Source organism: Paenibacillus sp. R14(2021) (assembly GCF_019431355.1).
Classification (GTDB): Bacteria; Bacillota; Bacilli; order Paenibacillales; family Paenibacillaceae; genus Paenibacillus_Z.
In genome coordinates, this window is sequence record NZ_CP080269.1 from 2,861,639 (window position 1) to 2,887,289 (window position 25,651).

Genomic DNA, 25,651 nt, shown 5'->3' on the forward strand with positions numbered 1-25,651 from the left:
AACGGCAATTACAGCCGAGCTTCCAGTTCGGCTTTCTCTTTCTCGTAGCCCGGCTTGCCGAGGAGTGCGAACATGTTCTTCTTGTACGCCTCAACGCCGGGTTGATCGAAGGGATTCACGCCCAGCAGATAGCCGCTGATGCCGCAGGCGATCTCGAAGAAATAAACCAGGTAGCCGAACGTGTAAGGCTTCATGTCCGCAATATTCACGACGAAGTTCGGCACTTGACCGTCCGTATGCGCAAGCAGCGTGCCTTCGAAAGCTTTCTTATTTACAAAGTCCATCGTTTTGCCGGTCAGGAAGTTGAGGCCGTCCAGATCTGCTTCATCATGCCCAATCGAGATTTGCTCGGCAACTTGCTCGACTTGAATGACCGTTTCGAAGATATTGCGGTTGCCCTCTTGAATGAATTGACCCATGGAGTGCAGATCCGTCGAGAAGTCGACTGCCGCCGGGAAAATCCCCTTGTAGTCTTTGCCTTCGCTCTCGCCGTACAGCTGTTTCCACCATTCCGATACGAAGTGAAGCGCAGGCTCGTAGTTCACGAGAATCTCGGTCGCTTTGCCTTTGCGGTACAGCGCGTTGCGGGCAGCAGCGTATTGGTAGGCCTCGTTCTCGGCCAGGTTCGGATTGTTGTAGGCACGCGATGCGTCCGCCGCGCCTTGCATCATCTCTTCGATGTTGATCCCTGCAGCTGCAATCGGCAGTAACCCTACCGCGGTGAGCACGGAATAACGTCCGCCGACATCGTCCGGAATAACGAACGACTCGTAGCCTTCTTCATTAGCCAGCTTCTTCAGCGCGCCTTTCTCGCGATCCGTCGTCGCGTAGATCCGTTTGCGCGCTTCTGCTTTGCCATATTTCGCTTCCAACGCTTCGCGGAAGACGCGGAATGCGATGGCCGGTTCCGTCGTCGTGCCGGATTTGGAAATCACGTTGATCGACCAGTCGCGGCCTTCAAGCAATTGGAGCAGATGCGTAACGTATGTAGAGCTGATATTGTTGCCGGCAAACAGCACCTGCGGTGTCTGGCGCTGTTCGTTAGGCAGCAGGTTATAGAACGAGTGTGACAGCATTTCAATAGCCGCGCGAGCGCCTAGATAAGAACCACCGATACCAATCACGATCAGCACCTGGGAGTCGGATTTGATTTTCGCGGCCGCTTTCTGAATGCGGGCAAATTCTTCTTTGTCGTAGTTCGTCGGCAGGTCGATCCAGCCGAGGTAATGGGAGCCCGCGCCCGTTCCGCTGCGAAGCTGCTCGTGAGCCGTGCGAACCTGTCCTGCCAAATGATCAATCTCATGCTGGCCGATAAAACCAAGCGCTTTGCTGTAATCAAATGTAACTGCTTTCGTCATGGGGTTGAACCTCCTAAAAGTTTTTGCGACACTTCCTGATTATTCTTCGTTGCGAGCAAAAACTCGCTTCGGAAGCATAGGCTTAGTTTTTGCGAAACTTCCTGATTATTCTTCGTTGCGAGCAAAAACTCGCTTCGGAAGCATAGGCTTAGTTTTTGCGAAACTTCCTGATTATTCTTCGTTGCGAGCAAAAACTCGCTTCGGAAGCATAGGCTTAGTTTTGCGATAGCTTCCTCATTATTCTTCGTAGCGAGCAAAACTCGCTTCGGAAGCATAGGCTTAGTTTTGCGACACTTCCTGATTATTCTTCGTAGCGAGCAAAACTCGCTTCGGAAGCATAGGCTTAGTTTTTGCGGCACTTCCTGATTATTCCTCGTTGCGAGCAAAAACTCGCTTCGAAAGCCGCACCTTAGTTTCTGCTCTTTTTGCTGCGCGTATGAACGAATCCCATTTCGTTAAGGTTAAGAATAATGGATTTCTTAGCCAAAAACAAGGCAAGCCGGGTCGATACAGCTTCCTCTGAAATTATGTTAAAATGGGGGAAACCTACATACGGAAACAAGGAGATGAAGATGGCATGTTCAAAATCGGATTTATCGGTTTAGGCGTTATGGGTGAGCCGATGGCCGCCAATCTGCTTCGCAAAGGCTACCCCGTGACGGTCTATAACCGCACGCCTGGGAAAGCGGACAAGCTGATCGAGCTTGGCGCGGATACGGCGAATTCCCCCGCCGCAGTGGCCCGTACGGCGGAAGTCATCATTACCATGATCAGCAACGACGATTCCATCCGCGCTGTTTATTATGGCGAGAACGGTCTGCTCAGTTCGCTGATGCCCGGCACAATCGTCATTGACAGCAGCACGATTTCTCCTGCGCTCTCCCGCCAAATCCATAAGGATACGGCAGCAAAATTCGGCGATTTCCTCGATGCGCCGGTTACCGGAAGCAAGCCTGCAGCCGAAAGCGGCGCACTGGTGTTTATGGTCGGCGGCGAAATCGAGGTCATTCATAAAGTAAAGGACCTCCTTCTCACCATGGGACGCAAAGTCATTCCGATGGGGCCGAGCGGCAGCGGCTCTACCGCGAAGCTAGCCCATAACACCATCGTCGGCATCAATTTGGCCGCGCTTGTGGAAGGGATGGCGATTGCAGCGAGCGGCGGCATTGATGCCAAATCGTTCCTCGAGCTTGTACAGTCCGGCGGCGCAGCAAGCAAAGCGGCCGATCTGAAAGCACAGAAGCTGCTGGACCGTGATTTCAGCGTCCAATTCTCGCTTGGTCTCATGCTGAAGGATCTGCGCCTTGCCTCCACGTTGTCGGATGAACTGAAGACGCCGACGCCGGTTCTGGAGACGGTAAAAAGCCTGTACCAGGTCGGCGATTCCATGGGGCTCGGTGATTTGGACTTCTCAGCGCTGGCAAACAGCTACGAGCAGTGGATCAATAAGCGCATTACGAACCACGGCGATGCCGATATTTTTACTGCGGCTTCCACCGCAGATGCAGCACCTGCCTCTGTGCAAACAGTATCCGCAGCAGCTCAGGGCGACCGCAGACGCAGCGAACGACTGTCGCTGAATGTGCCGCTTAAGCTTTCCGTTTACCAATGGGAGCAAGAAGGCTCGTTCTCTGGACAACTTATCGACGGAACGCTATGCGATCTCTCCGAAAACGGCGTACAAATCATGTCCGGCTATCCGCTGGAACGCGATATGTTCATTGTCATCCACTTCCCGCAGGATTCCAAGCTGCCTCCGGTCACGGGTCGCATCATTCGCATCGACCCGAACGGAGCCGCATTCCGTTACGGCTGCATGCTGGCGGGGCTTGCCCCTTACCAGCGCCTCCAACTGGAGGCTTACATCAACAAGCAGACGATCACAGCCGACTAGATCGGCATGATCGTACAAAAGGCTGCTCCTTACTCAGCGCAGATGCGTTGAATACGGAGCAGCCTTTTTTTTGCATGCACAGTCGCTACATTATTCTTGGATGTACGAGCAAGCGTAATCCGTAACCGTTGCGATTTGAAGCTTGAACTTCGAGTTGGCCGGCACCGTGAATTCGCCTTCGCCGGAGATGCTGATCCACTCGGAATCGCCAGGCAGCAGCACTTTCAGCTCGCCTGCCAGAATTTCCATGATTTCTTTGGCATCTGTGCCAAATTCATACTCGCCCGGCATCATGATGCCGAGTGTTTTCTTCGTGCCGTCTGCGAACAGAACGGTGCGGCTTGTAACTTTACCGTCGAAATAGACATTTGCTTTCTTCACAACGGTTACATTTTCATACTGAGACATGATGGCTTAAGCTCCTCTACGCAATGAATGGTCTGACCTATAAAGTAAAAGAGGGCCGGCAGGCGCTCGAAGATCAAGCGGCTGTCAGCCCTGCGTTCACACGAAACTAAGCAGGGACGTCAATTACAGCAGCGCTTTTACTTTGCTGACGACATTCTCGACCGTAAAGCCGTATTCCGCAATGACACGTTCGCCTTTAGCCGATGCGCCGAAGGTGTTGATGCCAAGTACGGCGCCATGATCCCCTACATAACGCTCCCAACCGAATGGCGAAGCCATTTCGATCGCAAGACGCGCTTTGACGTCCGGAAGAATGACGGAGTCCTTGTACGCTTTCGATTGACGTTCGAACAGATCGAAGCTAGGCATGCTGATAACGCGAACCTCGATGCCTTCAGACGCGAGAGCTTTCTGAGCAGCAACCGCCAGCTGCACCTCGGAACCGGTTGCGATCAGCTGCGCTTGCGGTTTGCCGCTTGCAGCCTCGGAGATTACGTACGCGCCTTTGGTAATGCCTTCGCGCGATTTCTCGTTCGAGCCTTCTAGTATCGGAAGGTTCTGACGCGTCAGTACGAGCGCGACCGGCTGGTCAGCGTTCGACAAGGCGTATGCCCAAGCGGACGAAGTTTCGTTCGCATCCGCCGGACGGAGAACCGTCAGCTGCGGAATGATGCGCAGGGAAGCCAATTGTTCGATCGGCTCATGCGTTGGGCCGTCTTCGCCGACGGCGATGCTGTCATGCGTCAGCACGAACACGACCGGCTGCTTCATGAGTGCGGACAACCGAACGGCTGGACGCAAGTAATCCGTAAATACGAAGAACGTAGCGCCGTAAGGCTTCACGCCGCCGTGCAGGCTCATACCGTTCACGGCTGCAGCCATAGCGAACTCGCGAACGCCGAAGTAGACGTTGCGGCCTTCGTAGCTGCCAGGCTTGAAGACCGGCAAGCCCTTCAGGTGAGTCATCGTGGAGCTCTCAAGGTCGGCAGAACCGCCGATCAGGTTCGGAACGTTTTTCGCCAAGCCGTTAAGTGCATTGCCGGAAGCTACGCGTGTAGACAAAGCTTTATCAGCCGTCGTGTAGACAGGCAGATCCTTGTCCCAGCCTTCAGGCAGCTTGCCGCTGATGGCTGTTTCGAATTGCGCAGCAAGCTCCGGATAAGCCGCTTTATAGGAAGCAAAAGTCGCATCCCATGCAGCGTTCGCTTGTTCGCCTTTCGCTTTCACTTCTGCGAAGTGCGAGCGGACCTCAGCCGGTACGAAGAAGGGTTCGTTATCCCAGCCGTAGAACTGCTTCGTCAATACCGTTTCTTCCGCGCCGAGCGGGCTGCCGTGCGTACCCAAATGCCCGCCTTTGCCGCCTTTGTTCGGGCTGCCGTAGCCGATTGTCGTTTTCACTTCGATCAGCGTCGGTTTGCTTGTTTCGGCTTGAGCGGCAGCTACCGCTTTCGCGAGCGCATTCAGGTCGTTGCCGTCTTCTACGCGCAGCACCTGCCAGCCGTAAGCTTCGAAGCGGCCATGCACGTTCTCGGAGAACGACAGGTTCAATTCGCCGTCAAGCGAGATATCGTTGGAATCGTACAGTACGACCAGCTTGCCTAGCTTGATGTGGGCCGCAAGAGAAGCCGCTTCGCTCGCAACGCCTTCCATCAGGTCTCCGTCGCCGCAGATCGCGAATGTATAGTGATCGATGATATTCAGATCTTTTTTATTATAGGTTGCGCCGAGATGCGCTTCTGCCATCGCCATACCAACTGCCATGGCAACCCCTTGTCCAAGTGGACCCGTCGTTGCATCTACGCCCGCGGTGTGGCCGAACTCGGGATGTCCCGGTGTCTTAGAGCCCCATTGGCGGAAGTTTTTCAGCTCTTCGATCGGAAGATCATAGCCCGAAAGATGAAGAAGGCTGTACAGCAGCATGGAACCATGGCCGGCGGAAAGCACGAAGCGGTCGCGGTTGATCCATGTCGGGTTAGCTGGATTGTGATTCATGGTTTTCGCGAACAATTGGTACCCCATCGGAGCGGAACCCATTGGCATGCCTGGGTGGCCGGAATTCGCTTTCTCGATCGAATCAATCGCGAGTGTGCGAATGGTGTCGATGGAAAGCTGATCGATGGACTTTTGTGTAACTGTCATTACGTAAACTCCTCCTAAATCCGAATAGGTACTTCCTTATTCCGCCTAGGGCGGCGGTTCTTCGTTCAATCTTATTTTCTCTGTAAGTGGTAAGGCGGTTTACCCGCACTGGCTTTGAAATATTGTACCATTACCTTATCCCCATTTCCATCTTTTAAGCCTTGCCAAAATAAAAATCGACAAAATAAAAGGCGCGCCAGCCCCGGACCAATTCCGGGCGGCACGCCAAAAGAAGGATGACTGCTGCTGCATAGCGATTAATTGAATACGACCGTCTTGTTCTGATGAACCAAAATCCGGTCTTCCACATGCCATTTGACGGCGCGAGCAAGCACGACGCGTTCAATGGTGCGGCCGATCCGTTTCAAATTATCCACATCGTCGCGGTGGCTGACGCGCTGCACGTCCTGCTCGATAATCGGTCCGCCGTCCAGCTCTTCGGTCACATAATGCGCCGTTGCGCCGATAATTTTGACCCCTCGCTGATAGGCTTGCGCGTAAGGCTTGCCGCCAACGAAAGCCGGCAGGAAGGAATGGTGGATATTGATGATCCGGTTCGGGAACTGCTCAATGAACTTCGGCGAAATAATCTGCATGTAACGCGCAAGCACGACGATGTCCGCTTTGCCCGTAACGACTTCGAGCTGCTGCTTCTCGGCTTCCGCTTTCGTATCTGCGGTAACCGTGATATGGTGGAATGGGATGCCGAACGACTCAACAAGCCCTCTCATATCCGGGTGATTGCTTACCACCATTGCGATATCCGCGTCAAGATCGCCGGCCTGCCACTGCCAGAGAAGCTCCAGCAAGCAGTGATCTTCCTTGGAAACGAAGATGGCAAGGCGCTTCTTGCGGCTCGCGCGGAAGGTGTGCCATTTCATTTCGAATCTATCGGCTACGCGGGTGAAATCTTCTTGAAGCACTGGCAGCTCGCGGTCCAAATCGTTCAGATCGAATTCGAAGCGGATGAAAAACATGCCGCCGCCGGGGTCCATCGAATATTGATCGGATTGCACGATGTTCGCACCGTGCTCATACAGAAAATGCGAAACCGCAGCGACGATGCCGGAACGGTCCGGGCAGGAAATCAGCATACGCGCACGCTGCGACTTATTAGGACGCTGCGAGGATAGTTGTGGTTGGTATGAATTTTGCATAACAAGAGTGTCTTCCTTCCGTCAACAGAAATAGTCTGGCTGCCTGCGGCATCTTCGCTGTTACGCGTTCACCAACAGCGTCTTGCCCGCGAACCATGCCGTAATACGCTGATTGATTGCTTCTTCCGACAGCTCAGACAGCACGCGGTGTTCGGTAACGAGATCGTACAAGCGGTCCATCGGCTCGCGAGGGTCTGCTTTCTTCGCTTTCGCATCGTTCTTCAGCACGTCCCATACGTTCAGGACGAATTGACGGTGGTCAATCTCCTGCTTGCCGAAGAAATGATGAAGACGTTCAACATCATCCATGAACTGGCCGCCGAAACGGCTCAAGGCATCGCCGCGAAGCAGCGCAATCTCCGCCTCGTACATCGGACGCTGCGTTTTGTCTTCCTGGCCGATCCATGGCGTCTCGAGAATAAACGGACGGCCCTTCAAAGCCTCGTGATGCACGATGCTGCGGATCGCATCGTGGCCGATCCAGCCCGCCCCGATCGGAGCATGGCGGTCTTTGCCTGCGCCGCGCGGGTTTTTGCTGTCGTTGACATGCACGACGGCAACCCGGTCTAGGCCGACGATGCGGTCAAACTCATTCAATACGCCGTCCAAATCCCCGACGAGGTCGTAGCCTGCATCGTGCATGTGGCAGGTGTCCATACATACGGTCAGACGATCATTGGCGCCGACTTTATCAATAATCGATGCGATCTCCTCGAAGCTGCGGCCGATTTCCGTACCTTTGCCAGCCATCGTCTCGAGCGCGATATTGACATTCGTTTCTTTGGTGCCGTCAAGCACTTCGTTCAAACCTTCAGCGATTCGGGAGATGCCGTATTGGGCATCTCTGTCCGTATAAGCACCGGGGTGCAAGACAATGTTGCGTACGCCGATCGCATCCGTGCGGCGGATTTCTTCCTGCAGAAAACGCACGGCTAGCTCAAACGTATCCTCTTTATACGAACCAAGATTCACAATATATGGGGCATGCACGACAATCTCGTCAACACCCGCACTGCTCATGGCTGCTTTGCCTTCGGGGATATACAGATCTTCCATCGGTTTGCGGCGCGTGTTCTGCGGAGCGCCGGTATAAATCATGAACGTGCTGGAGCCGTAAGTAGCGGCTTCGTTCGCTGCGGTGAGCAGCCCTTTATCGGAAAATGAAACATGTGAACCGATTTTCAACATGGACTTGTTTCGCTCCTTTCGTTTCAACAACGGCAGCCTGTGACGGGCTGTACCTGTTCAAACGCTTGTCCTACCTATTTTACTAGGAATAGCGAAATAAATCTAGGTTCCGGTATTTGACTGTCGGTTGCGAGAAAAGCGCCTCATCGCTTATAATAGTTACGATTTGCCAGATTGAATCGGCATCCTGTGCAGGTAGAGGTGAATGTAAGCGATGGCTCCAAGTTGGTTTATGTACTTCATTGTGTTCTGGGCTATTGTCATGATTGGTTTCATGTCCATCGGCGGCTATTTCATGTTTCGAAAGTTTCTTAAAGTCCTTCCCATGCGGGACGGCAAATCTAAGCTCGACTGGCAGAACTATTGGGTCGACAGAAGCCGCGGCATGTGGCCCGAGGATTCCAAGCAATTCCTGGATCAGCTTGTTGCGCCGGTACCGAGCGCATTTCGCGATATTGCACGCCATTCCATTGCTGCCAAGATCGCGCAAGTCGCTGTCGAAGGCGGTGCGTCCGAAGTGTCTCGCAGCCATTGTATCGAAGGTTACATACGGGCTACGCCCAAACGCGATTACCGCAGCCTGATTTCGTTCCTGGAAAGAGAACAAATCGATTACTCTCCATACACGCATTTGCTGAATAAATAGCCGCCTCCTGGGCGGCTTTCGCTGTATCTGGAAACCTATGGCCATGCCAGCCATTTTACTCAAAGGGGGAATAGCGATGAAAGCAGCGATTACAGGGGGAACCGGATATGTAGGGAGACTGTTGACGGAAGCGCTGCTGCAGCGGGGCGATGAAGTATGGGTTATCTCCCGTTCCAGCCGTCAGCAGCATGCGAATCATCCGAAGCTTCACTATATGACGTGGTCCCAGTTGAACGATTCGCCGGCTGCCTTGGAGGGGATTGACGCTATCGTTAATCTGGCGGGCGAGTCCATTAACCGGCGCTGGACAGCTGAAGGCAAAGAGGCTATCCTGCAGTCCCGCTTGAAAGCAGCCCATTCGGTCAAGCAACTTGTTGGTTCTTTGGTACAAAAACCAGTCGTCGTCAATGCCTCAGGAATCTCGATTTACGGGACCGATGGCAGCAAGATAAACGATGAATGGAGCCAGGTGGAAGCATCGGATTTCCTCGCATCCGTCGTAGAGCAATGGGAAGCTGCAGCTGACCACATCCCAGCAGAACGTCTAGTAAAGCTGCGAATTGGACTCGTACTTGGCATGAAGGACGGCGCATTCCCGAAAATGCTGCTCCCTTACCGGTTGTGGGCAGGCGGCCGAATGGGCAGCGGACAGCAGTGGATTCCTTGGATTCACGAAGACGATATGATTCGGCTCATTCTGTTCTGCATCGATACCCCGTCGATCAGCGGTCCCGTGAACGCCTGCGCGCCGGAACCGCTGACGAACGAAGATTTCGGACGGACGATCGGTGAAGTCATGGGCAGACCTCACTGGTTTCCTGTTCCGGCTTGGCTGCTCCGAACCGCCCTCGGCGAGCTGTCCTTTCTCCTGCTTGAAGGGTCGAGAGCCGTACCGCGCAAAGCATTGGAGCTGGGATTTACGTTTCGCTATGCGATTCTTCGCGATGCTTTGCGGCAGCTGCTGGGACGAGGATAAGAGCACATCGTGCTAGCAGGCTCCTCCATCGGCAGGGGCCATTTTCTTAGAAAATTCAGGTCTCCCTCAGCCTGCGCGGAAGACATATTTAGGTCCTTCGCCGCCAGCCAGCTGCACCGTATCTTTATCCGCCAGCGCATAAGTCTTATAGGGTACCATTGCGTCGCCGTTCAATGTGCTGCCGTTGCGCGACCCCATATCTTTGACCGACCAGCTGCCATGGCTGCCTGCCAGCTCCAGATGCGCACGGGATATGCCGGATGAAGGATCCACGTAATGAACGCCCTCACTGGAGCGGCCAATGATGAACTGCGCATGCTCCAGGCGGATCTGCTCCATCTGGCCGCCAGACTGACGCTCAAGCCAAGGAAAACTGGCGAATTCAGCCCGTTTACCGTTCTCCCCTCCTCCTAGCAGCACAGTTGCGTCGTTTGCCGCTGCACGCATGCTGGAAGACATTCCACCTACTGAAGCGGAAACCGGAGGAAGGGCCTCCTGAATCCGTTCTTCATCCATAATCGAGATGAATTGCTGGCGGGATTGTTTCCAGTTCAATTGCTGCTGCGAAGGGTTGGCACGGTCTTCTGTCGAGTCATTGCTAAAGCCGCCTTGGTGTAACTGCTGCTTCTTCTGTCTGGACACTTGATCGTTTAAAGGCATGGAATCCGGCACAAAGCCATCCTCTTCATAGGGCCAAGCTTGTTCATCTGTCACTTGCTCATAAGGATCAGTGTTCGCATTCGGTCTTCGCAGCCTTCGAAATATAACCAGTCCGGCAGCACATGTGATCAGTGTCAAGCCGGAGCAGATCAGCATACTAAATGAGGACGGCGAAGCCAGGTAAAGGAATCTCCAAATAACGGCAGTGATTAGAATACAGCCCGCGCCGGTCATCCACCCTGCCTTTGAAGACATTTCCGATCCTTGCTCTGTTTTCTGTTCATCGGTCAGCACAGTTAAAGGCAGTGCAGCCTCCAACGATTGCTCATGCCTATCCTTTAATGCGGTGTTAGCCAGCTTATCGCTGGAAGCAAAGACAGTCTTGCGAGCTTCAGGTCGATCCGCGTGAATGGCATCAACAGCCGAATTACGCTGGACATGCGATGAATCCACTTGATTGATTCCTTCGCGAGCACGGTGATTGACAGCTGATTGAGGTTGTCTGCCGGTGCCTGAGCCTTCATGAAAGCCGGTATCTGCCAATCGTCTTCCGGGTCCATCCGACATCTCTTCCCGATAGCCGGCGCCAAGCAGCGCCAGGAGCGTTTGCCTCAACCGCTCCCATGAAACAAAATCGCCCCGCAAATGCTGAAATACCTGCTGCAGGCCAATTCCATCAGGCTCTTCGATGACGCTTACCCAGCGAATCGCCATAGCCAATACGGCTTCGCCCGCGGAAGCTGCCAGCCGCGGCCCCTGAATTGGCACATACACCAGCGCGATATCATCCCAGCTCTCCCCGACAAAAATATACTGCTCATGCAGCAAAAAACATTCCGTCCGCAGCATGTAATGTCTGCTGTCATCCATAGCTTCCACCACTGCAAGCAGCAGGGTATGGAATTGAAACATCGTCAGCTGCCGGGTTTGCAGCCGATGCTCCAGAATGCGTCTGCCGTTAGTGGGATACCTGAACGTAATGCCGCCGTCAATATCCACCCATTCCACAGGCAGCAGCTTAGGAATTCGCTGGTTCTGCAGCATTTGAATTTCAATGCTGTCGAGCTGCTCCCGCCGAATGCCGGATTCCAAGTCTACGATCATTTCATGGCCGCGCTTCATTGAGTAGTCAATCCGTAGTTGATCCAGAAGCATAATAACCCTCCCCCGTTCATTAAATGAGCATGAAATACAACGCGGTCAGCGCCCCGGGAACCACTGCGATCATAAATGGAAAACGAAGCGCCTTCTTGTTTGCAAAGCTCGTTTCCCAGGCTTGCACCTTCGATTCGGCAATGACGATCGACATCGCGCCGAACAGGAAGCGGCGGCTGAACGAACGGTTGATAAGCAGCATAACTAAACCGAACACCCCGCCGTACAAGATGGCATACATCAATATCTGCAGCACCGGGCCGACTCCGATAACAGCGCCAAGAGCCGCAAAAAACTTGACGTCACCGGCTCCGATCCCCTTCAATAAATAAAGCAGGAGCAGCGGAAACATGCCTGCCGCCGCTCCCAGCAGCGCGCCGACACCTCCCGTTAAGCCGCTCATCGCTGCGTGAACAATGATGCCCGAAGCAAAGAATGCGATATTCAATTTATTCGAGATGATCATCGAGCGGATATCGCTAACCAATGCCGTTCCTATGAACAGAACGGCCAGAATTCCCGCAAAAACGCCCTCCATCAGCTATTCCGTCCCTTCTGTTTTCTTCCGAATATCAAAGTGCCTGGCGGCCGTCGTTCCGTCGCTGGCCGTGACGACAAGCTCCCATACGCCCGGCGTTGTATTGCCGGATACATGCCATGTCCACTCCGCGAACCCGTTGGCATCTGTCACGGCGTCCTGCAGGTTTTTAGCCACACTTTGACCGCTTTTGTAGAGCACCTTAATCGACAAGCTCCGTCCCGGACTCGTCTTAACCACGACTCTAGCTTTATTGCCGGGCCTGACCGGAACCGGCTCGATAAGCACGATTTGAATCGGCTCGTGATCGGGATCTGCCGATTCTCCGCTACCCTGCGCCGGCAGCTTATCCGCGGTCCACACCCGCTCTGCGGCCCGCTCCTTGAGTACAATCGTTCCCTTCGTAAATGGAAAACCCAGCTTGAAGGCATACTCTGCTTCAATCGAGAGAAACGGATCACTGCCATCCTTCAAGTCCGGCAGCGAAAGCTTCGATAGATGCAGCCGTTCAGGATCGAGTACAGCGATGTCCGCCTCATGGCGAAGCATTGGCTCCACGATCGATCGTCCGATTATCGTTGAAGCCGCGTCCTGAGCCGGCTTCCAGTCGCCTTTCAATACTGCCGACAGCAGCGGGCCTGCGGGAGACGGCAGCCAGTTCTCCAATTTGTCGGCTACAAACTCAACTGCGGGTAGCGGTTCACGAACCGGCTTCGATTGCGCTTGATCCGTCGCAGTTTCCTCTTCACCTTCATCCGCCTTATCGTCCGAATGGCGCTTTTGCAGAGCAAGATCGATGGGATGAATATTCGCCGCAGCCTGTTTCACCGTCTGGGAAACGGCGCCGTGAAGCGCCATTTGCACGGTATTCAATCGAATCATGCAAATGAAGAAGATCACCACCATCAGCACGACAGGCAGAACCAGCGCGGCTTCTAGTGCAATGCTTCCTGATTCGCCCTGTTTATTACCCGTAAGAGGAGCCGATCGTCTGCGTTTTTTCATAACGGTTCCCTTTGACCTTTCCTTTCAAGATGCCTGCAGCCGCAAAGCTCCTCACTAGCCCTGGCAAAAACCACAGGTTGACCGATGAAGTGAGCTCCCCCGATAGACCTGTCGCCGTCTGCAGCAAATCTGCTCCCGTATTGTACTCGATAACCGCAATCATGCGCGCCAACCTGCCTTGACCGCCGCTGCCATGAAGTATCAGGAAGATTCGCAAATAATCCGAGTAGGTCAGCTCAACAGGCATGTATTTGGAAAGCTGAACTTTGCCTGTTTCGGCAAGCTTCGCCATATCAGCAATCGACTTCTCCAGACCATAAAGCACGGCCGCCGACAAGACCAGCAGCGGATTGCCGAGCGCGCGGCATGCGATCAGCCCTTCCATCGTGCGGACCGCCACTCGTGCCGCAAACAGTTCTCCGTATGCAGCAGCAACGTTAGCGCCTGGCTCATGGAAGCCGTACAGGATGTATTCCGCTTCCTGGTTGTCCAAAGACAGTGCCTTCGAGAATGCCTCGTTATTGCCCTTGATCGCTTCTTGAAACCATTTCGGATCGAACGTATGGAAGCGATGCACGACATACTCGTTGATGTACAATGGATCCCTAATACGCCCAAGCAAATCCGCCATGCCGCCGAATACGGTCCCCATAGCAGCCATCGAAGATTTCGCTTCTTCACCCGCGCTCGTTGATGTGGCGTCGGCAGCATCCTTCTCCCCATCCGCTTCGTCAGCCAAAGCTTTATTAAAAGCTAAATTTGCATCCGCCAGCTTCTTAACCCGTTCGAAAGCTGCCCGATGTTCCTCCTCGTTCGGCGCGGTTTTCATCCCGTCGATCATCGCTTTGACTTGACTCCATTTGGATTTCGCCGCCGATTCATTGGACTTGCGCTCCGAATCGCTGGACTGCCGCTGCGTAAGCTCTTTCTGTCTGACAGACAGCACTTCACCAGGCTGAGAATAGCGCTTCATATACGTATCGCTTGCTTCTCTTAACCCGGACAAGGCTGCATCCAGCATGCCGGAAGCGCCTCTGGCAGCTATTGCGGATTGCACAGCTTGCTGAAAATTTCCAGCTTGGATGTCAATTCGCTGAAAGCTGTCGTTCTGTTCATTTAAATCCTGCCGGTACTGCTGGAACCATTCCGACTTGATTAGCAGGTTGTCCGCGGACTCCCTAGTCTGTCCAAGCTGGGAAAGCTCTTCGGCGCCCATCGAAGAATTCTCTTGCCCGGCTACGGCCATGCCCCCCAGCCGATCAAAGCCGCCTCCCTCCTCTGATTTGCGCATGCGTGCGACAGCCGCGGTCATGGAAGCATTCCACTGCTCCGCTTCCGACAAGGCTGTCGACGCCAGGCGTATCACCTCCCGGTGGTTCTCCAGCGCAGCGGCCGTGCTAGCTTTCACGGATGCGGAGCCGCCCAACGCCTGGCTTCGATAGGCAGCGATTTCATCGCTGTGCAGCGGCTTCTCGTCTTCATCCAGCATGGCATCGGACTGAAGCCAGCTCTCGTACGCGCCGTAGCCGCCCGCGATGCCGGCTGCGGCTTGGACCGCAGAAGCTGCCTGCGCAGATTGAACGGCGGCTTGCTTCTGCTCTTGCATAACAAGCGCGAGCCGCTTTTCCCGCTCGTCATACATCCGGCGAATGTCCTCGAGCGCATTAACGGTTGCAGCCGCTTCTTTCATGGCCGAACTCATCGGCGCAAAGCGCGAAGCAATCTCGAGCGTAAAATCAATCGGCGCTTTATACTTCATCTCCTCCAGCACCTGGCGGCTGAAAACCTGTTGATTGCCAAGTACCTCGTAACGGTCCACATGAGAAGCTTCGCGCTGGATGCGAAGCAGCCGAAACCCATCCTCCTCTTCGTCCAAATTGTGCTGGATAGCCTGCGTGAACAATTCATTCCGATCCGAGCCGCCTGCTCCGAACAACCCATAACGCTCGTAGAGAGCATCGTCGTATGCAGACAGGGCGGAGCGGATACTGGACTGCGCGGCCAACTCACTCTTTTTATTGAATGCGGCAATTCGTGCGTAATCGATCAGCAGTGACGTAAACAATAGCATCGCCGCAGTTGAAACGATCAAATAGACCGAAACCGTTCCATCGCTTCTGTTCCACAGCCTTGCAGCATGCCGCCATTTCAGAAGAATCCATCCAATCCTATTCATGATCCATGACCTGCCGCCCGCCGAGAATGAGCTGTGCCTGTTTCCTTGTATCATCACCGGCCGAGCCTTTGAATTTCCCCGTGTAATAGCGAACTAAATCCACGTTTCGAATAAGCTCGACGGGGTCCGCAATGGATGCGGAGCCAATCGTTACTGGCTCCGAGTGTCCAAGGAGCAGTTCAAGCGGCCGAATCGTAAGCGGCTGCTCCAGCTTCACCTCGATTCTTTTCTCGATGATTCCTTTACTGCGCGACTCGCCTTGAAATGGAGAAACGACTCTTCCCGCTTCGATGCTCAGCTTAAGGTCGGACAGCGAATCTGGTGCCGCATGCGCTTCATTACCGATTGGATATGCCGCACCGCCTCTGCTCCCATCGCCGCCAAAGCTAAATAAAGTTTGAAGCGCTCCGTTGTCCGTCATCCGCCAATACAAGCCGTCGTACCGGCCGGTCGCTCCCATGCCGCTGACTGGATCTCTTGCGCTGTTGTCCCATCGAAATGCCGTGCGCTCCGCTGTCATGGAAGCCGCATGGTAGATGACAGCCATCTGATACGTGTACATGCTCATCATCAGCAGTGCAATCAGCGCGAAGAATATCACCGGAAACACCATGCTTGCTTCAATCGTGAAGCTGCCGTCTTCCTTTTTAATCAGAGCTTGAATTCGATTACTTACCATTTATTTGTCATCAAAAATTTCGTTCGCTTTGTCGTCCGCACTGCTCATCAAGCCTTGTATGAGGCCGATAATCCAATCCTTGAATAACAGCGCCAATATAATAACGACTGCGATGATGAGAACGACCTCCAATGTGCCAAGGCCCTCTTCATTGCTCCAAAACTTACGAACCGCTTGATTCCACTTTTTCATTTGTCATCTACTCCTTATCGAATAATTAGATTACGGCTATCCCCGCATCATCAGAATGGCGGGAGATGCCACCAAGATCATAAGCACAAAGAAAATACCAACAAGGGGAAATACAAGCTTCGAGGACGCTTCCTCTCCCCTTGATCGGGCAACTGCCTTGCGTTTCTCCCAGAGCGAATAGGACAGCTCCTTAAGAGAAAGCACCAATCGATCGCCGCCGCGTCTGTAATTCAGCAGAAGCGTTGTCGTAAATACAGATACCTCCTGAACGCCGCATCTGCGGTTGAACTTCTCCATCGCCGCCGCGAAGGACTCGCCGTTACGGATGGATTCATTAACCTTGCGAAGCTCCAGCAGCAGCGGCTCCTGTCCTTTCCCGTCCTTCCGTTCCGCGCACCGCACCAGCGCACGCTGAAGCGTCTCGCCGGCTCCAAGCAGCAGCATCAGTTTATTGAGCACCTCGGGAAGCAGCAGTAAAATATCCTGTTTGCGCCGCTCCACTTTGCCGGCGGTGTCCTTCCACTTGGCTGCCGGAATAACGAGTCCAAGCAGCAGCCCGATGCAGAGCATCGTTTGTTCCCCGCTCAGCACGGCCAACCAAGCGCCGGCACACATCGCTGCATAGCCCGCACCAACGGCACCTGCAATAAAGCGATGGGTCGCCCCGGCGGTCCATGTCTCCCCATTCAGAATCAACAGCTTGCCGTGCAGCCCTGCCGTAATCGACTGCGCCCGATCAAGCAGCCCGCTTCGCTGCAGCAATTCCAGGAACGGCTCCGCCAGCCAACGTTCCTTAGCCGCACGCCTGCCGTGGTTCGCTCGCCCACTTATTATCCAGGCATAGCCCCAAATCAACGTCAGCAGCACGCCTGCCGCCAAAGCCGCAATCATAGACGCCTCATCTCCCTACATGCGAATATTCATGATGCGCATCATGATCCAATAACAAAGGCCAAGCGCCAGCAATGCAGCTGACAGCAGCACATAACCGATGCCGCTGTACAGTGGCGCCATGTACTCCGGCGCAGATAGACCTAGAAACGCCAAGAAAATAAACGGTACTGCCATCATGATGCGAGACTCGAATCGTTTCTGGGCAACCATGACGGCGATTTCCTGCTGCACATCCAGCTTCTCGCCTATGATTTGGGAGGTGCGCCGTATAACCTCTACCATGTCTCCGCCTGTGCGCTTGCATGTCGTGAACACATCGGTAAATTGGGTTATGTCTTCGATGCCGGCACGCTGGCTGAAATCAACAAGTCCCTGCTCCAGCGTCTCACCGTAGCCAAGCCGTGCGGCAATGATTTCGAATTCGATGACGATCTCCGTCGTATTGCCTGGGTAAAGCAGCTTCAGATCCTCCTGTGCGGTTATAAACGCATTCTCGACCGAACGGCCTGCCGCGAGCGAAGAAGCGATAGAATACAATGCTTCTTTGAATTGCAGGGCCAGCCGGTGCTTTCGTCGATCCAGAAGCGAGCTGCGGTAGAACTTTGGTGCCGCGATTCCGGCTCCTGCTAGCAGCAGTGCCGCTGCAACTGACCGGTAGAACAAATACGCGGCACCGAACACGAGCAATCCGCCAACGCAGGCAGCCATGGCAAACTGGCGGTTCGTTAATCGATAGGAGGAATAATGCGTTAATCCGTCCGCGGTAATAGGATTGCGGCTGGAACCCGGCCAAGCCAGCCTTTCGAGCCAGTCTCTCCCCTTCTTCTGCTTCTTCATGCCCCTTCTCCTCCGAGCGAACCCGCCATTCCCGCCATGCGCAGCTTCCAGGTGTGCTGCAAGCTGTTCCCGCTGGCTTTCAAGCCGCCAATAACACGGCCGTCTCTTTCCCCTTCTTCTTCGAAACGATAGAGCGGCCGAACGACCACTTCTCCGTCCATGACGCCGGTCACCTCGCAAATCTCCGTTACGCGCCTAGACCGGTCTCGCAATCTGGACAAATGCACGATAATGTCGATAGCCGACGCGATTTGCTGCCTGATAACGGCAACGGGAAGATCCGCACCGCTCAGCGCCATCGTTTCCAGCCTTGCGATCATGTCACGCGCGCTGTTAGAATGGCCCGTCGAAAGCGATCCGTCATGCCCGGTGTTCATTGCCTGCAGCATATCGATGGCCTCTCCGCCGCGCACCTCGCCGACAATAATGCGGTTCGGCCGCATCCGAAGCGAAGCTTTGATCAGCTCGCGCATCGAGATTGCGCCCTTCCCCTCCGTGTTGGCATTACGCGTCTCCATCGATACCAAGTTCGGCACCGTGACGATCTGCAGCTCAGCCGCATCCTCGATCGTAACGATCCGCTCGTCCTCCGGGATAAACTGGGACAATGCGTTAAGAAACGTTGTTTTGCCCGAGCCGGTTCCCCCGCTGATAAAGATGTTGAACTTGGCCTTAACGAGCGTTTCCAGCAATTTGGCAGGTTCCTCGGGCAGAGCGCCAAGTGCGATAAGATCCTTCATGAACAGCGGCTTATCGGGAAATTTCCGAATGGTCATCGTCGGTCCTTTAAGCGCCACGGGAGGCAGTACGATATGAACCCTAGAGCCGTCCCTCAGCCTCGCATCCACGATTGGCGACGACTCGTTCACGACCCGGTTTACGCCAGCGACCACCGATTGGATCAAATCCTCCAGCCGCTCGGCGCTCTCGAAGGCGAACGGAAGCCGCGTCAATCGGCCTTCCCGTTCGACGAATAACTCCTCGTGGCTGTTGATCATAATTTCCGTCACAGCCGGATCGTCCATCAGCGGCTGCATCAGATCCAGCCCCCGAAACGAATGGAACAATCGGCGGACAAGTTTCACCTTCTCGCCTGCCGTCAACGGATGGCTCCCCGCCCATTGAAAAACAACCTGCTCGATTCGGCGCTTCATCTCCTCGTCGGACATCGCGCTATCGAGCTCCAGCTGGCTGCGGACACGCTCCTTCAGCAGCTGAATCGTTTCTTCATCCATGCTCATGCTCCCGTTCCCCGCAAGATGCCAAGCTTTCGGCTTAACGACTCCACGGCGCCCCGATAATGAGGCGCCATCGCCCCTAGCCCGCTCAGGCTTCCGCCGCTCGCCCACTCTTCCACGTAAGGAAGCACCGTAACGTCCCGAGCCTCAATCTCTTCGTATAGGATCCGCTCATGCCCGGCGCCGCCGATTTGAACGAAACAGAATTTCGGCTTCTGTTCTTCGAAAGCCGCTCCGTACTTCTGCTCGCCGTACTTGAGTGCTAATCCGTTCTTGCGCAAGCTGGCCTCATCCGGCGACAGCAGCCAAAGAATACTATGGCTAGCACCAAACACCCCTGCGTGCATCGCATCTAGCCTGGTGTCCAAATCGACAACGATGCAGCCGTATTCTCCCGTACCTGCGATGGCATTCAGCAGCTGCTTTACCTGCTCTGCGCCAAGCGACAGCCGCTCATCGGGATTGCCCGAGGGCGAAATCCCGTCTATGCCTAACGCAGGATGCTTCCTGCGAATGGCCTTGACCGTTGCAGGCCCTTTCTCCGGCTCCGACTGAAGTGAGTAGAGCAGTCGTGCAAAATCATCCCTACCGCCTTCGCCGTCTACAAACGATGCCGCATTCCATTGTTCCAAATTGAGATAAAACACGCCCGCACCGGCGATACTGGCTTGCTGGGCGATCTGCAAGGCAAGCGTTGTTTTGCCGACACCGCCCGAAGCGGAGTAGATGGCTAGGACAGCCGTTTCATGCCGATTTAGAATCGGTCTGTAAACGGCTTGTCCGCTGGCGGCATGAACCGAGGTGAACGCTTGGAGCAGCTGCGGCAGGGGCTGAAACTGAAGCACCTCCGGTTGTGAGCCGGATCCACCGAGGCGCCCGACAAGCGCCGCGGATGGAATCGGCCCCGGCAGCTCTCCAAGCTCTGCCAGCATGTCTGGCTGCGCTGCCAGCAGGTCAATGGAATAGCCGCCTCGAACGAAGCTCCGAAGCGCCGCAGGATTCGTGAATGCCGTCAGCTGCCAGCTTTCGCCGAAGGAAGAATGGCGAATGTAGTCGGCCAGCCGTTCGATATAATCGCCTTCTTTAACAGCCAAGACGAGACTGAGTTTACCCATGGTAATGAATGCCACACTCCTTATCGTTGAGAGGAACGCAAAAAAGCACCGCAACAACGCAGAGAATCTGCGCAGTTACGGTGCTTCCGTAGCGAGCTGTTTACAATTGACCATAATTTAACACGTGACCGGCCCAGAGTCAACCGATTTGTCCATATTTCCAAAAATATAACAAGCGGCAAGTTGCTCATCTTTTGGCCGTATACTATACTATCGTTAGTAAGTGAGTGCTGGTTTAGTTACTTAAAAATGATCTTTTGTGGAGAGGAAGCTGCTGTACATGAGTCAAACAAATGCATCTGCCGTTTTATCCGTGGAAGAGGCTATTCAAGCCCGCCATTCCGTTCGTCAATACAAGAGAGATGTTGTTATTCCCCAAGAAACTTTGAACGAAATTCTTGAGCTGGCTGCTGCGGCGCCTTCTTCTTGGAACCTGCAGCACTGGCGCTTCCTGGTCATTCAAGAGCAAGCTAACAAAGACGCCCTTCTTCCAATCGCATATGGACAAAAGCAAGTTTCCGATGCGTCCGCTGTCGTCGTTATCCTGGGCGATCTGCAAGCTAACCTTACAGGCCGCGAGCTGTTCGACGCTGCGCTAGAAGCCGGCAGTGTTTCGCAAGAAGTTCGCGACACCATGGTAAGCCAAATCGATGGCGCTTATACGATGGAGCATGTCGCTCGCGATGAAGCGAACCGCAATGCTGGTCTTGCTTCCATGCAGTTGATGCTGGCAGCAAAAGCGAAAGGCTATGATACCGTTCCGATGGGTGGATTCAACAGAACGAAGCTCGTGGAAGCATTGAATATCCCAGAGCGCTTCACTCCGGTCATGATGATCACGATCGGCGAAGCAGCTGCCCCTGCACGTCCGACAGCGCGCATGCCGCTTAGTCAGCTTGTTATCAACGAAACGTTCTAATTCCGATCATCCTTTAAAACATAACGAAAGCCCTCCGGTCTCCGTATTGCGACCGCGAGGGCTTTGATGTTAGTGAAGCTCGTATCCATCATTGCCGGCGAAGAGATCCATCGGGTAGGCCGCAGCCGGACGATTAAAGAACAGCGAGATCTCACGTGCCGCACTGGCCGCTGAATCCGAGCCATGAACAATATTAGCCGCGATCTCCATCGCGAAATCGCCGCGAATCGTCCCTGGCGCCGCTTCGACCGGGTTTGTTTTGCCGATGAGCGATCTTGCGTTCTCAATTGCATGCTCGCCTTGCCAGATCATGGCGCATACCGGCCCCGATATCAAATAACGGACAAGCTCCTCGAAGAACGGCTTGGCCTTCAAATCGCTGTAATGCTGCTCTGCCAGCTCACGATTGATGGTCAGCAGTTCAATCGCCTCAAGCTTAAATCCCTTCTGTTCAAACCGCGTAACAATAGGTCCAATCAAGCCCCGCTTCACGCCGTCAGGCTTCACCATCACAAATGTCTGCTCCACTTGCATCCTTGTCTGATCCCCTTTCCGATTCGCACTTCGCTTATGCGGACAGAAAAACGGCGCAGTCACCCTCGCGGGCCGCACCGTTCCTTCTAACGATCAGTATTCCGCAAACGGAACGTTTGTATTCATGGACCGATTCGTCCTTAAGCTTCCGTCAACCCCAAGAAAGCATCCACATCCGCCAATACAAGCGCTACCGCCTCGCGCCAGAAGCCCGCCTCATCGAGACGAACGCCCAAATGCTTCTCCGCCAACGCTTCTACGGTCATCAGCCCCGTATCCCGAAGAAGCGCGACGTAACGCTCGGAGAACGATGCGCCTTCCTTCTTGGCGATCGCGTAGATGCCGCTGCTGAACAAGTAGCCGAATGTATACGGGAAGTTATAGAACGGTACGTCCGTCAAGTAGAAATGCAGCTTTGCCGCCCAAAAATGCGGATGCAGCTTGCCAAGCGCGCCGCTGAATGCTTCCTGCTGGGCAGCCTCCATCAGCTTGCCAAGCTCTTCTTGGTCCACCATGCCCGCACGGCGTTTCTCGTAAAAACGCGTCTCGAACAAGAAGCGGGCATGGATGTTCATGAAGAAAGCAACCGCGCTTTGCAGCTTTTCATCCAGCAGCGCCAGCTTTTCGTCGCGCTCCGTCGCCGCTTCCAATGCCGAATCCGCTACGATCATCTCGGCAAACGTGGAGGCTGTTTCGGCTACGTTCATCGCGTACTCCTGCGCAAGCGGCGGCAAATCGTTCATGACATGCTGATGATAGGCATGACCCAGCTCGTGCGCCAATGTGGACACATTGTCCGGCGTACCGGAGTAGGTCATGAAAATCCGCGTCTGCTCGCTCTTCGGAAACGAAGTGCAGAAGCCCCCGGGACGTTTGCCCGGACGGTCTTCGGCCTCGATCCATGCATCGCGGAACGCCATTTCCGTAAATTCGGCCAAATCCGAGCTGAATGCGCCGAATTGCTCCATAATCGCTGCTGCCGCATCGTCATATGGAATCGTTCGGTGCGAGGAACCAAGCGGCGCGCCGATATCATGCCAGTCAAGCTGGGTCAGTCCCAGCAGCTTGGCTTTCCGTTCCAGATAGCGAACGAGCTTCGGCTTGCCCTCGTTTACGGCCGACCACATGGCATTCAGCGTCGCCTCGCTCATCCGGTTCATTTCAAGCGGCTCCTTGAGCACGGAGTTCCAGCCCCGCTTATCGTAAAGCTTTAGCCGAAAACCCGAGATCCGGTTCAGCGTGTCCGCGCATAGATCTGCCTGCTCGCCCCACTCCCGTTCCCACTCAGGGAACGCAGCCTCTCGGACCGAGCGCTCGCTGCTCGAAAGCCGGTTGCTCATCTGACCTGCCGACAGCTGCTTGGTTTCGCCGTCCGCCTCCGTTACTTGAAAGCGAATGCGGGAGACGATCGTGTTGTAGAAATCGCCCCAGCCGTGATAGCCGTCAACCGCCAGCTCAGCCGCCAACGCTTCTTGGTCCGGCGCCATCTTCTCCTTTGCGGCTTCACGGCGTTCGTTCAATACAAACGCAACCGGGCGCGCAGCCTCGGTCTGCAGCCATGCTTGCCATGCAGCATCGTCCGTCTGCAGCAGCTTCTCATCGAAGCTCGTCAGCGCGGCGTTGAACTTGGCAGCCATCGTCTTTACGCGGTCATTCAAGCCGTTCGCGGCTGCATCTTTCATCTGCTGCGCCTGCAGGCAGCCAACGAAGGAGTCCGATTGACGCAGTCGAAGCAGAATCGACTGTACGACGGTTGTCCAAGCGGTCAATTGCTCAGATGCCGCGGAGACATCTTTCGGCTGCGCAGCCAGTTCTTTCGCGAGCGCTTCAATATCGCGCTCCATCCCGCCAAGCTCCTCCAGGAAAGCCGACGAACTCGAGCCTCCTGCATAAATCGCATCCAAATCCCAGGTTGTTGGATAATGAGTTCCCATGTTTGTCCTCCTAAAAGTTTTTGTGAGTGAAAGGAGCAAAAACTCACTTCGAAAGCATACGCTTAAATTTTTGCTAATCTTTTCTTCGCGTTGCGAAATACGATACATCGGTGTATAACTGAATTATAACGGTAAAGTTGTCCCTTTTTCCAATCATATGCAGAAATGGCCTTGCCTTATTCAAGAAGGCCGCGACTATAAGGAGTTGACACACATGTCCCAACCATTGCAATTATCGGCTGATACAGCCGTGAAGCTAGCCAAAGAGCTGAAAGTTCCACTGGAGCATCTCATGCACATGCCTAAACATATTTTACTTCAGAAGATCGCCGAGATGGCCAAAGCCGAAGCCGAGCCCGCGCATGAGCCGGATGCCAAAGGAGAAGAAACTCCGTGATTCCGTTCGAACGGACTTGGCCGTACGATATCATTATGAAGGACGTGTACATTGCCTCATGCCCGTTCTGCGGCCAGGATAACGTACTGCTTCCTTTGCGGCCGAAAGAGCTGGCTGAGATCCACACCGGCAAAAAAAAGCTGCTCGTCTTCCCCTGCTGCCGCAACCGCGTCACTATCGTGGATACGGATCAGGATTACCTGCTAACCGACACCGTGCTGCGCCGGGCTTAATCCCGGTTTCATCAAAAGCGACATGTATTAAGCAGCAAAACGGCCCAGGCATTCGCGCCTGGGCCGTTTTGCTATTCGCTCTTTATGCATGTATCGCTACCGCTTCGTCTGTCAGAAAGCCGGACTGCTGCTCACGGAGCAGCTGCCATTGCTCTCTGCTGGCCCGAATCATGGCGGCGTCCACGATTTTCTTATCGTTCACGACGCGGGAGAACCAGCGCACAGCCGTGCTCGCATCCCCCGTCCGCCGATGCAATTCACCGATCAAATACATGAGCTTGGCATTATTCAGCGACATGCCCTCCGTCTCGAACACGGTGACGTAGGCCTCAAGGGAATGGCGGAGAAAACGCTGCTCCTGCTCCTCGTTGCCCTCAAAGCGGTATAACCAGGCAATGTGATGCAGAATACCTGCGATCACTCGCTCTTTCTCTCCGATAATGCCGCCGCAAATCAACGCAAGCTTGTAGCTTTCCAATGCCTGCTCCTTCGTTCGGCTGCCTCCGAAATCGCGGGCAGTCCAGCGGGAACCAAACAGCTCGTAGTACTTCTTTCGCTGGGTATCCGTCATCACGGTTATGCCGTTCTCTGTCGTCGAATAGCCGCAGCTCGGGCAGACGCGAACGACGTAATAATCCGGGTTTACTTCACTCTTATAATACGCGCAGAAATCGGTATCCCGATTGCTCGCTTTCTTAAAGCTCGGACGAACGCGCGACGTCGAATAGGAAGCCTCACAGCAAATACAAGTGATTGTCATTGTGTAAAGGGGTTCCATATCATCACGTCTCCGTCTCGGCTAAGTTTGGTTTACAAAATGGTTCGCAGGTCCCGAGAGCCTCTCGAGCATCAGCTCCTGCAGCTCCTTCGGCAGGCTGGTTTCGGCCAGCGCTTCGCGCATGCAGCCAAGCCAAGCTTGTGCTCTCTCGGGCGTAATCGGGAAGGGCAGGTGCCTTCCTCGCATCATGGGATGGCCATACATATCGGAATACAGCGGCGGTCCGCCAAAAAATTGGGATAGGAACAGCGTCTGCTTGTCCATCACCGGGTTGATTTCTGCAGGAAACAGTGGGCCAATGAGCGGATTCTTCTGAACCTTAGGATAGAAGGCTTCAACGATAGACCTGATTCCTTCGACTCCCCCTACTGCTTCAAAAATAGTACTATAGTTATTCATCGTCATCAACAACTCCATTTTTTAGGTCTTTTGTATTACTTGTTAAAATAATTTTACCACGAAAAATCAAGGACAAAAACAAATACAAAAAAATGCCCTCTTCTCGGAGGGCATTGCAGCAATAGTATAGGTACGACTAAGGCAGCAGGATTAACTTTCGTAATCCTCTTCCCCGGGAGCCACAAGCGACTCGCGAATGACA

At 54.3% G+C, this 25,651-nt stretch carries 25 protein-coding genes; 6 read left to right on the plus strand and 19 right to left on the minus strand.

Annotated features, from left to right (window positions below; genetic code table 11):
• Positions 1–8: 8 nt before the first annotated feature.
• Positions 9–1,358, minus strand: coding sequence for a glucose-6-phosphate isomerase (locus KXU80_RS13320; protein ID WP_219838681.1), 1,350 nt, complete (start codon positions 1,356–1,358; stop codon positions 9–11).
• Positions 1,359–1,935: 577 nt separating this feature from the next.
• Here KXU80_RS13320 and KXU80_RS13325 point away from each other — a divergent pair.
• Positions 1,936–3,252 (plus strand): NAD(P)-binding domain-containing protein, encoded by a 1,317-nt coding sequence (locus KXU80_RS13325; RefSeq protein WP_219838682.1) that lies wholly within the window; start codon positions 1,936–1,938, stop codon positions 3,250–3,252.
• Between the two features lie 90 nt (positions 3,253–3,342).
• On the opposite strand, the gene KXU80_RS13330 is transcribed toward KXU80_RS13325, so the two are convergent.
• The 4 genes from KXU80_RS13330 to KXU80_RS13345 all read right to left on the minus strand — a co-directional run bounded on the left by KXU80_RS13330 (position 3,343) and on the right by KXU80_RS13345 (position 8,144).
• Complete coding sequence (locus KXU80_RS13330) at positions 3,343–3,660, minus strand: pyrimidine/purine nucleoside phosphorylase (protein ID WP_219838683.1); 318 nt, start codon at positions 3,658–3,660, stop codon at positions 3,343–3,345.
• 123 nt (positions 3,661–3,783) lie between these two features.
• The gene (gene tkt, locus KXU80_RS13335) at positions 3,784–5,799 is read right to left on the minus strand and encodes a transketolase (RefSeq protein ID WP_219838684.1); all 2,016 of its coding nucleotides are present in this window, start codon (positions 5,797–5,799) and stop codon (positions 3,784–3,786) included.
• A 257-nt stretch (positions 5,800–6,056) separates the two neighbouring features.
• A complete protein-coding gene (purU, locus tag KXU80_RS13340; RefSeq protein ID WP_219838685.1) occupies positions 6,057–6,956 on the minus strand; it encodes a formyltetrahydrofolate deformylase in 900 nt (299 codons plus the stop codon).
• Positions 6,957–7,016: 60 nt separating this feature from the next.
• Positions 7,017–8,144: a deoxyribonuclease IV gene (locus KXU80_RS13345; protein ID WP_219838686.1), complete on the minus strand. Its 1,128-nt coding sequence runs from the start codon at positions 8,142–8,144 to the stop codon at positions 7,017–7,019.
• 214 nt (positions 8,145–8,358) lie between these two features.
• On the opposite strand from KXU80_RS13345, the gene KXU80_RS13350 reads away from it, so the two are divergent.
• Both KXU80_RS13350 and KXU80_RS13355 read left to right on the plus strand, forming a co-directional pair.
• On the plus strand, positions 8,359–8,790 hold the full coding sequence (locus KXU80_RS13350) for a DUF2621 family protein (RefSeq protein WP_219838687.1): 432 nt from the start codon (positions 8,359–8,361) through the stop codon (positions 8,788–8,790).
• Between the two features lie 76 nt (positions 8,791–8,866).
• The gene (locus KXU80_RS13355; RefSeq protein ID WP_219838688.1) at positions 8,867–9,766 is read left to right on the plus strand and encodes a TIGR01777 family oxidoreductase; all 900 of its coding nucleotides are present in this window, start codon (positions 8,867–8,869) and stop codon (positions 9,764–9,766) included.
• Between the two features lie 66 nt (positions 9,767–9,832).
• Here KXU80_RS13355 and KXU80_RS13360 read toward each other — a convergent pair whose 3' ends face one another.
• The 10 genes from KXU80_RS13360 to KXU80_RS13405 are packed head-to-tail and all read right to left on the minus strand — an operon-like array spanning position 9,833 to position 20,255.
• The gene (locus KXU80_RS13360; RefSeq protein WP_219838689.1) at positions 9,833–11,581 is read right to left on the minus strand and encodes a DUF6382 domain-containing protein; all 1,749 of its coding nucleotides are present in this window, start codon (positions 11,579–11,581) and stop codon (positions 9,833–9,835) included.
• A 19-nt stretch (positions 11,582–11,600) separates the two neighbouring features.
• The gene (locus tag KXU80_RS13365; RefSeq protein ID WP_219838690.1) at positions 11,601–12,119 is read right to left on the minus strand and encodes an A24 family peptidase; all 519 of its coding nucleotides are present in this window, start codon (positions 12,117–12,119) and stop codon (positions 11,601–11,603) included.
• A 3-nt stretch (positions 12,120–12,122) separates the two neighbouring features.
• Positions 12,123–13,124 carry a hypothetical protein gene (locus KXU80_RS13370; protein ID WP_219838691.1) on the minus strand — a complete coding sequence of 334 codons (1,002 nt, stop codon included), beginning with the start codon at positions 13,122–13,124 and terminating at the stop codon, positions 12,123–12,125.
• On the minus strand, positions 13,087–15,300 hold the full coding sequence (locus KXU80_RS13375) for a hypothetical protein (RefSeq protein ID WP_219838692.1): 2,214 nt from the start codon (positions 15,298–15,300) through the stop codon (positions 13,087–13,089). Before KXU80_RS13375 ends, KXU80_RS13370 begins: the two co-directional genes overlap by 38 nt.
• Entirely contained in the window at positions 15,293–15,979 is a 687-nt protein-coding gene (locus KXU80_RS13380; protein WP_219838693.1) for a TadE/TadG family type IV pilus assembly protein, read from the minus strand. The genes KXU80_RS13375 and KXU80_RS13380 overlap by 8 nt, the downstream gene beginning before the upstream one ends.
• Positions 15,980–16,171, minus strand: coding sequence for a Flp1 family type IVb pilin (locus KXU80_RS13385; protein WP_219838694.1), 192 nt, complete (start codon positions 16,169–16,171; stop codon positions 15,980–15,982).
• A 36-nt stretch (positions 16,172–16,207) separates the two neighbouring features.
• Positions 16,208–17,062, minus strand: a complete 855-nt coding sequence (locus KXU80_RS13390; protein ID WP_219838695.1) for a type II secretion system F family protein — start codon at positions 17,060–17,062, stop codon at positions 16,208–16,210.
• Between the two features lie 15 nt (positions 17,063–17,077).
• Complete coding sequence (locus KXU80_RS13395; protein WP_219838696.1) at positions 17,078–17,902, minus strand: type II secretion system F family protein; 825 nt, start codon at positions 17,900–17,902, stop codon at positions 17,078–17,080.
• Entirely contained in the window at positions 17,899–19,137 is a 1,239-nt protein-coding gene (locus KXU80_RS13400; RefSeq protein ID WP_219839027.1) for a TadA family conjugal transfer-associated ATPase, read from the minus strand. Before KXU80_RS13400 ends, KXU80_RS13395 begins: the two co-directional genes overlap by 4 nt.
• Positions 19,138–19,139: 2 nt before the next feature.
• Positions 19,140–20,255 (minus strand): P-loop NTPase family protein, encoded by a 1,116-nt coding sequence (locus KXU80_RS13405; protein ID WP_219838697.1) that lies wholly within the window; start codon positions 20,253–20,255, stop codon positions 19,140–19,142.
• Between the two features lie 280 nt (positions 20,256–20,535).
• On the opposite strand from KXU80_RS13405, the gene KXU80_RS13410 reads away from it, so the two are divergent.
• On the plus strand, positions 20,536–21,174 hold the full coding sequence (locus KXU80_RS13410; RefSeq protein ID WP_219838698.1) for a nitroreductase family protein: 639 nt from the start codon (positions 20,536–20,538) through the stop codon (positions 21,172–21,174).
• A gap of 69 nt (positions 21,175–21,243) precedes the next feature.
• On the opposite strand, the gene ndk is transcribed toward KXU80_RS13410, so the two are convergent.
• Entirely contained in the window at positions 21,244–21,702 is a 459-nt protein-coding gene (gene ndk, locus KXU80_RS13415; protein WP_219839028.1) for a nucleoside-diphosphate kinase, read from the minus strand.
• 146 nt (positions 21,703–21,848) lie between these two features.
• A complete protein-coding gene (locus tag KXU80_RS13420; protein WP_219838699.1) occupies positions 21,849–23,642 on the minus strand; it encodes a M3 family oligoendopeptidase in 1,794 nt (597 codons plus the stop codon).
• Between the two features lie 214 nt (positions 23,643–23,856).
• On the opposite strand from KXU80_RS13420, the gene KXU80_RS13425 reads away from it, so the two are divergent.
• Positions 23,857–24,039, plus strand: coding sequence for a YycC family protein (locus KXU80_RS13425; protein WP_219838700.1), 183 nt, complete (start codon positions 23,857–23,859; stop codon positions 24,037–24,039).
• Positions 24,036–24,272, plus strand: coding sequence for a hypothetical protein (locus tag KXU80_RS13430; protein WP_219838701.1), 237 nt, complete (start codon positions 24,036–24,038; stop codon positions 24,270–24,272). The genes KXU80_RS13425 and KXU80_RS13430 overlap by 4 nt, the downstream gene beginning before the upstream one ends.
• Positions 24,273–24,354: 82 nt before the next feature.
• On the opposite strand, the gene KXU80_RS13435 is transcribed toward KXU80_RS13430, so the two are convergent.
• Both KXU80_RS13435 and KXU80_RS13440 read right to left on the minus strand, forming a co-directional pair.
• A complete protein-coding gene (locus KXU80_RS13435) occupies positions 24,355–25,050 on the minus strand; it encodes a DUF2225 domain-containing protein (RefSeq protein ID WP_219838702.1) in 696 nt (231 codons plus the stop codon).
• A gap of 21 nt (positions 25,051–25,071) precedes the next feature.
• Positions 25,072–25,449, minus strand: a complete 378-nt coding sequence (locus tag KXU80_RS13440; RefSeq protein WP_219838703.1) for a globin domain-containing protein — start codon at positions 25,447–25,449, stop codon at positions 25,072–25,074.
• Between the last annotated feature and the right edge of the window lie 202 nt (positions 25,450–25,651).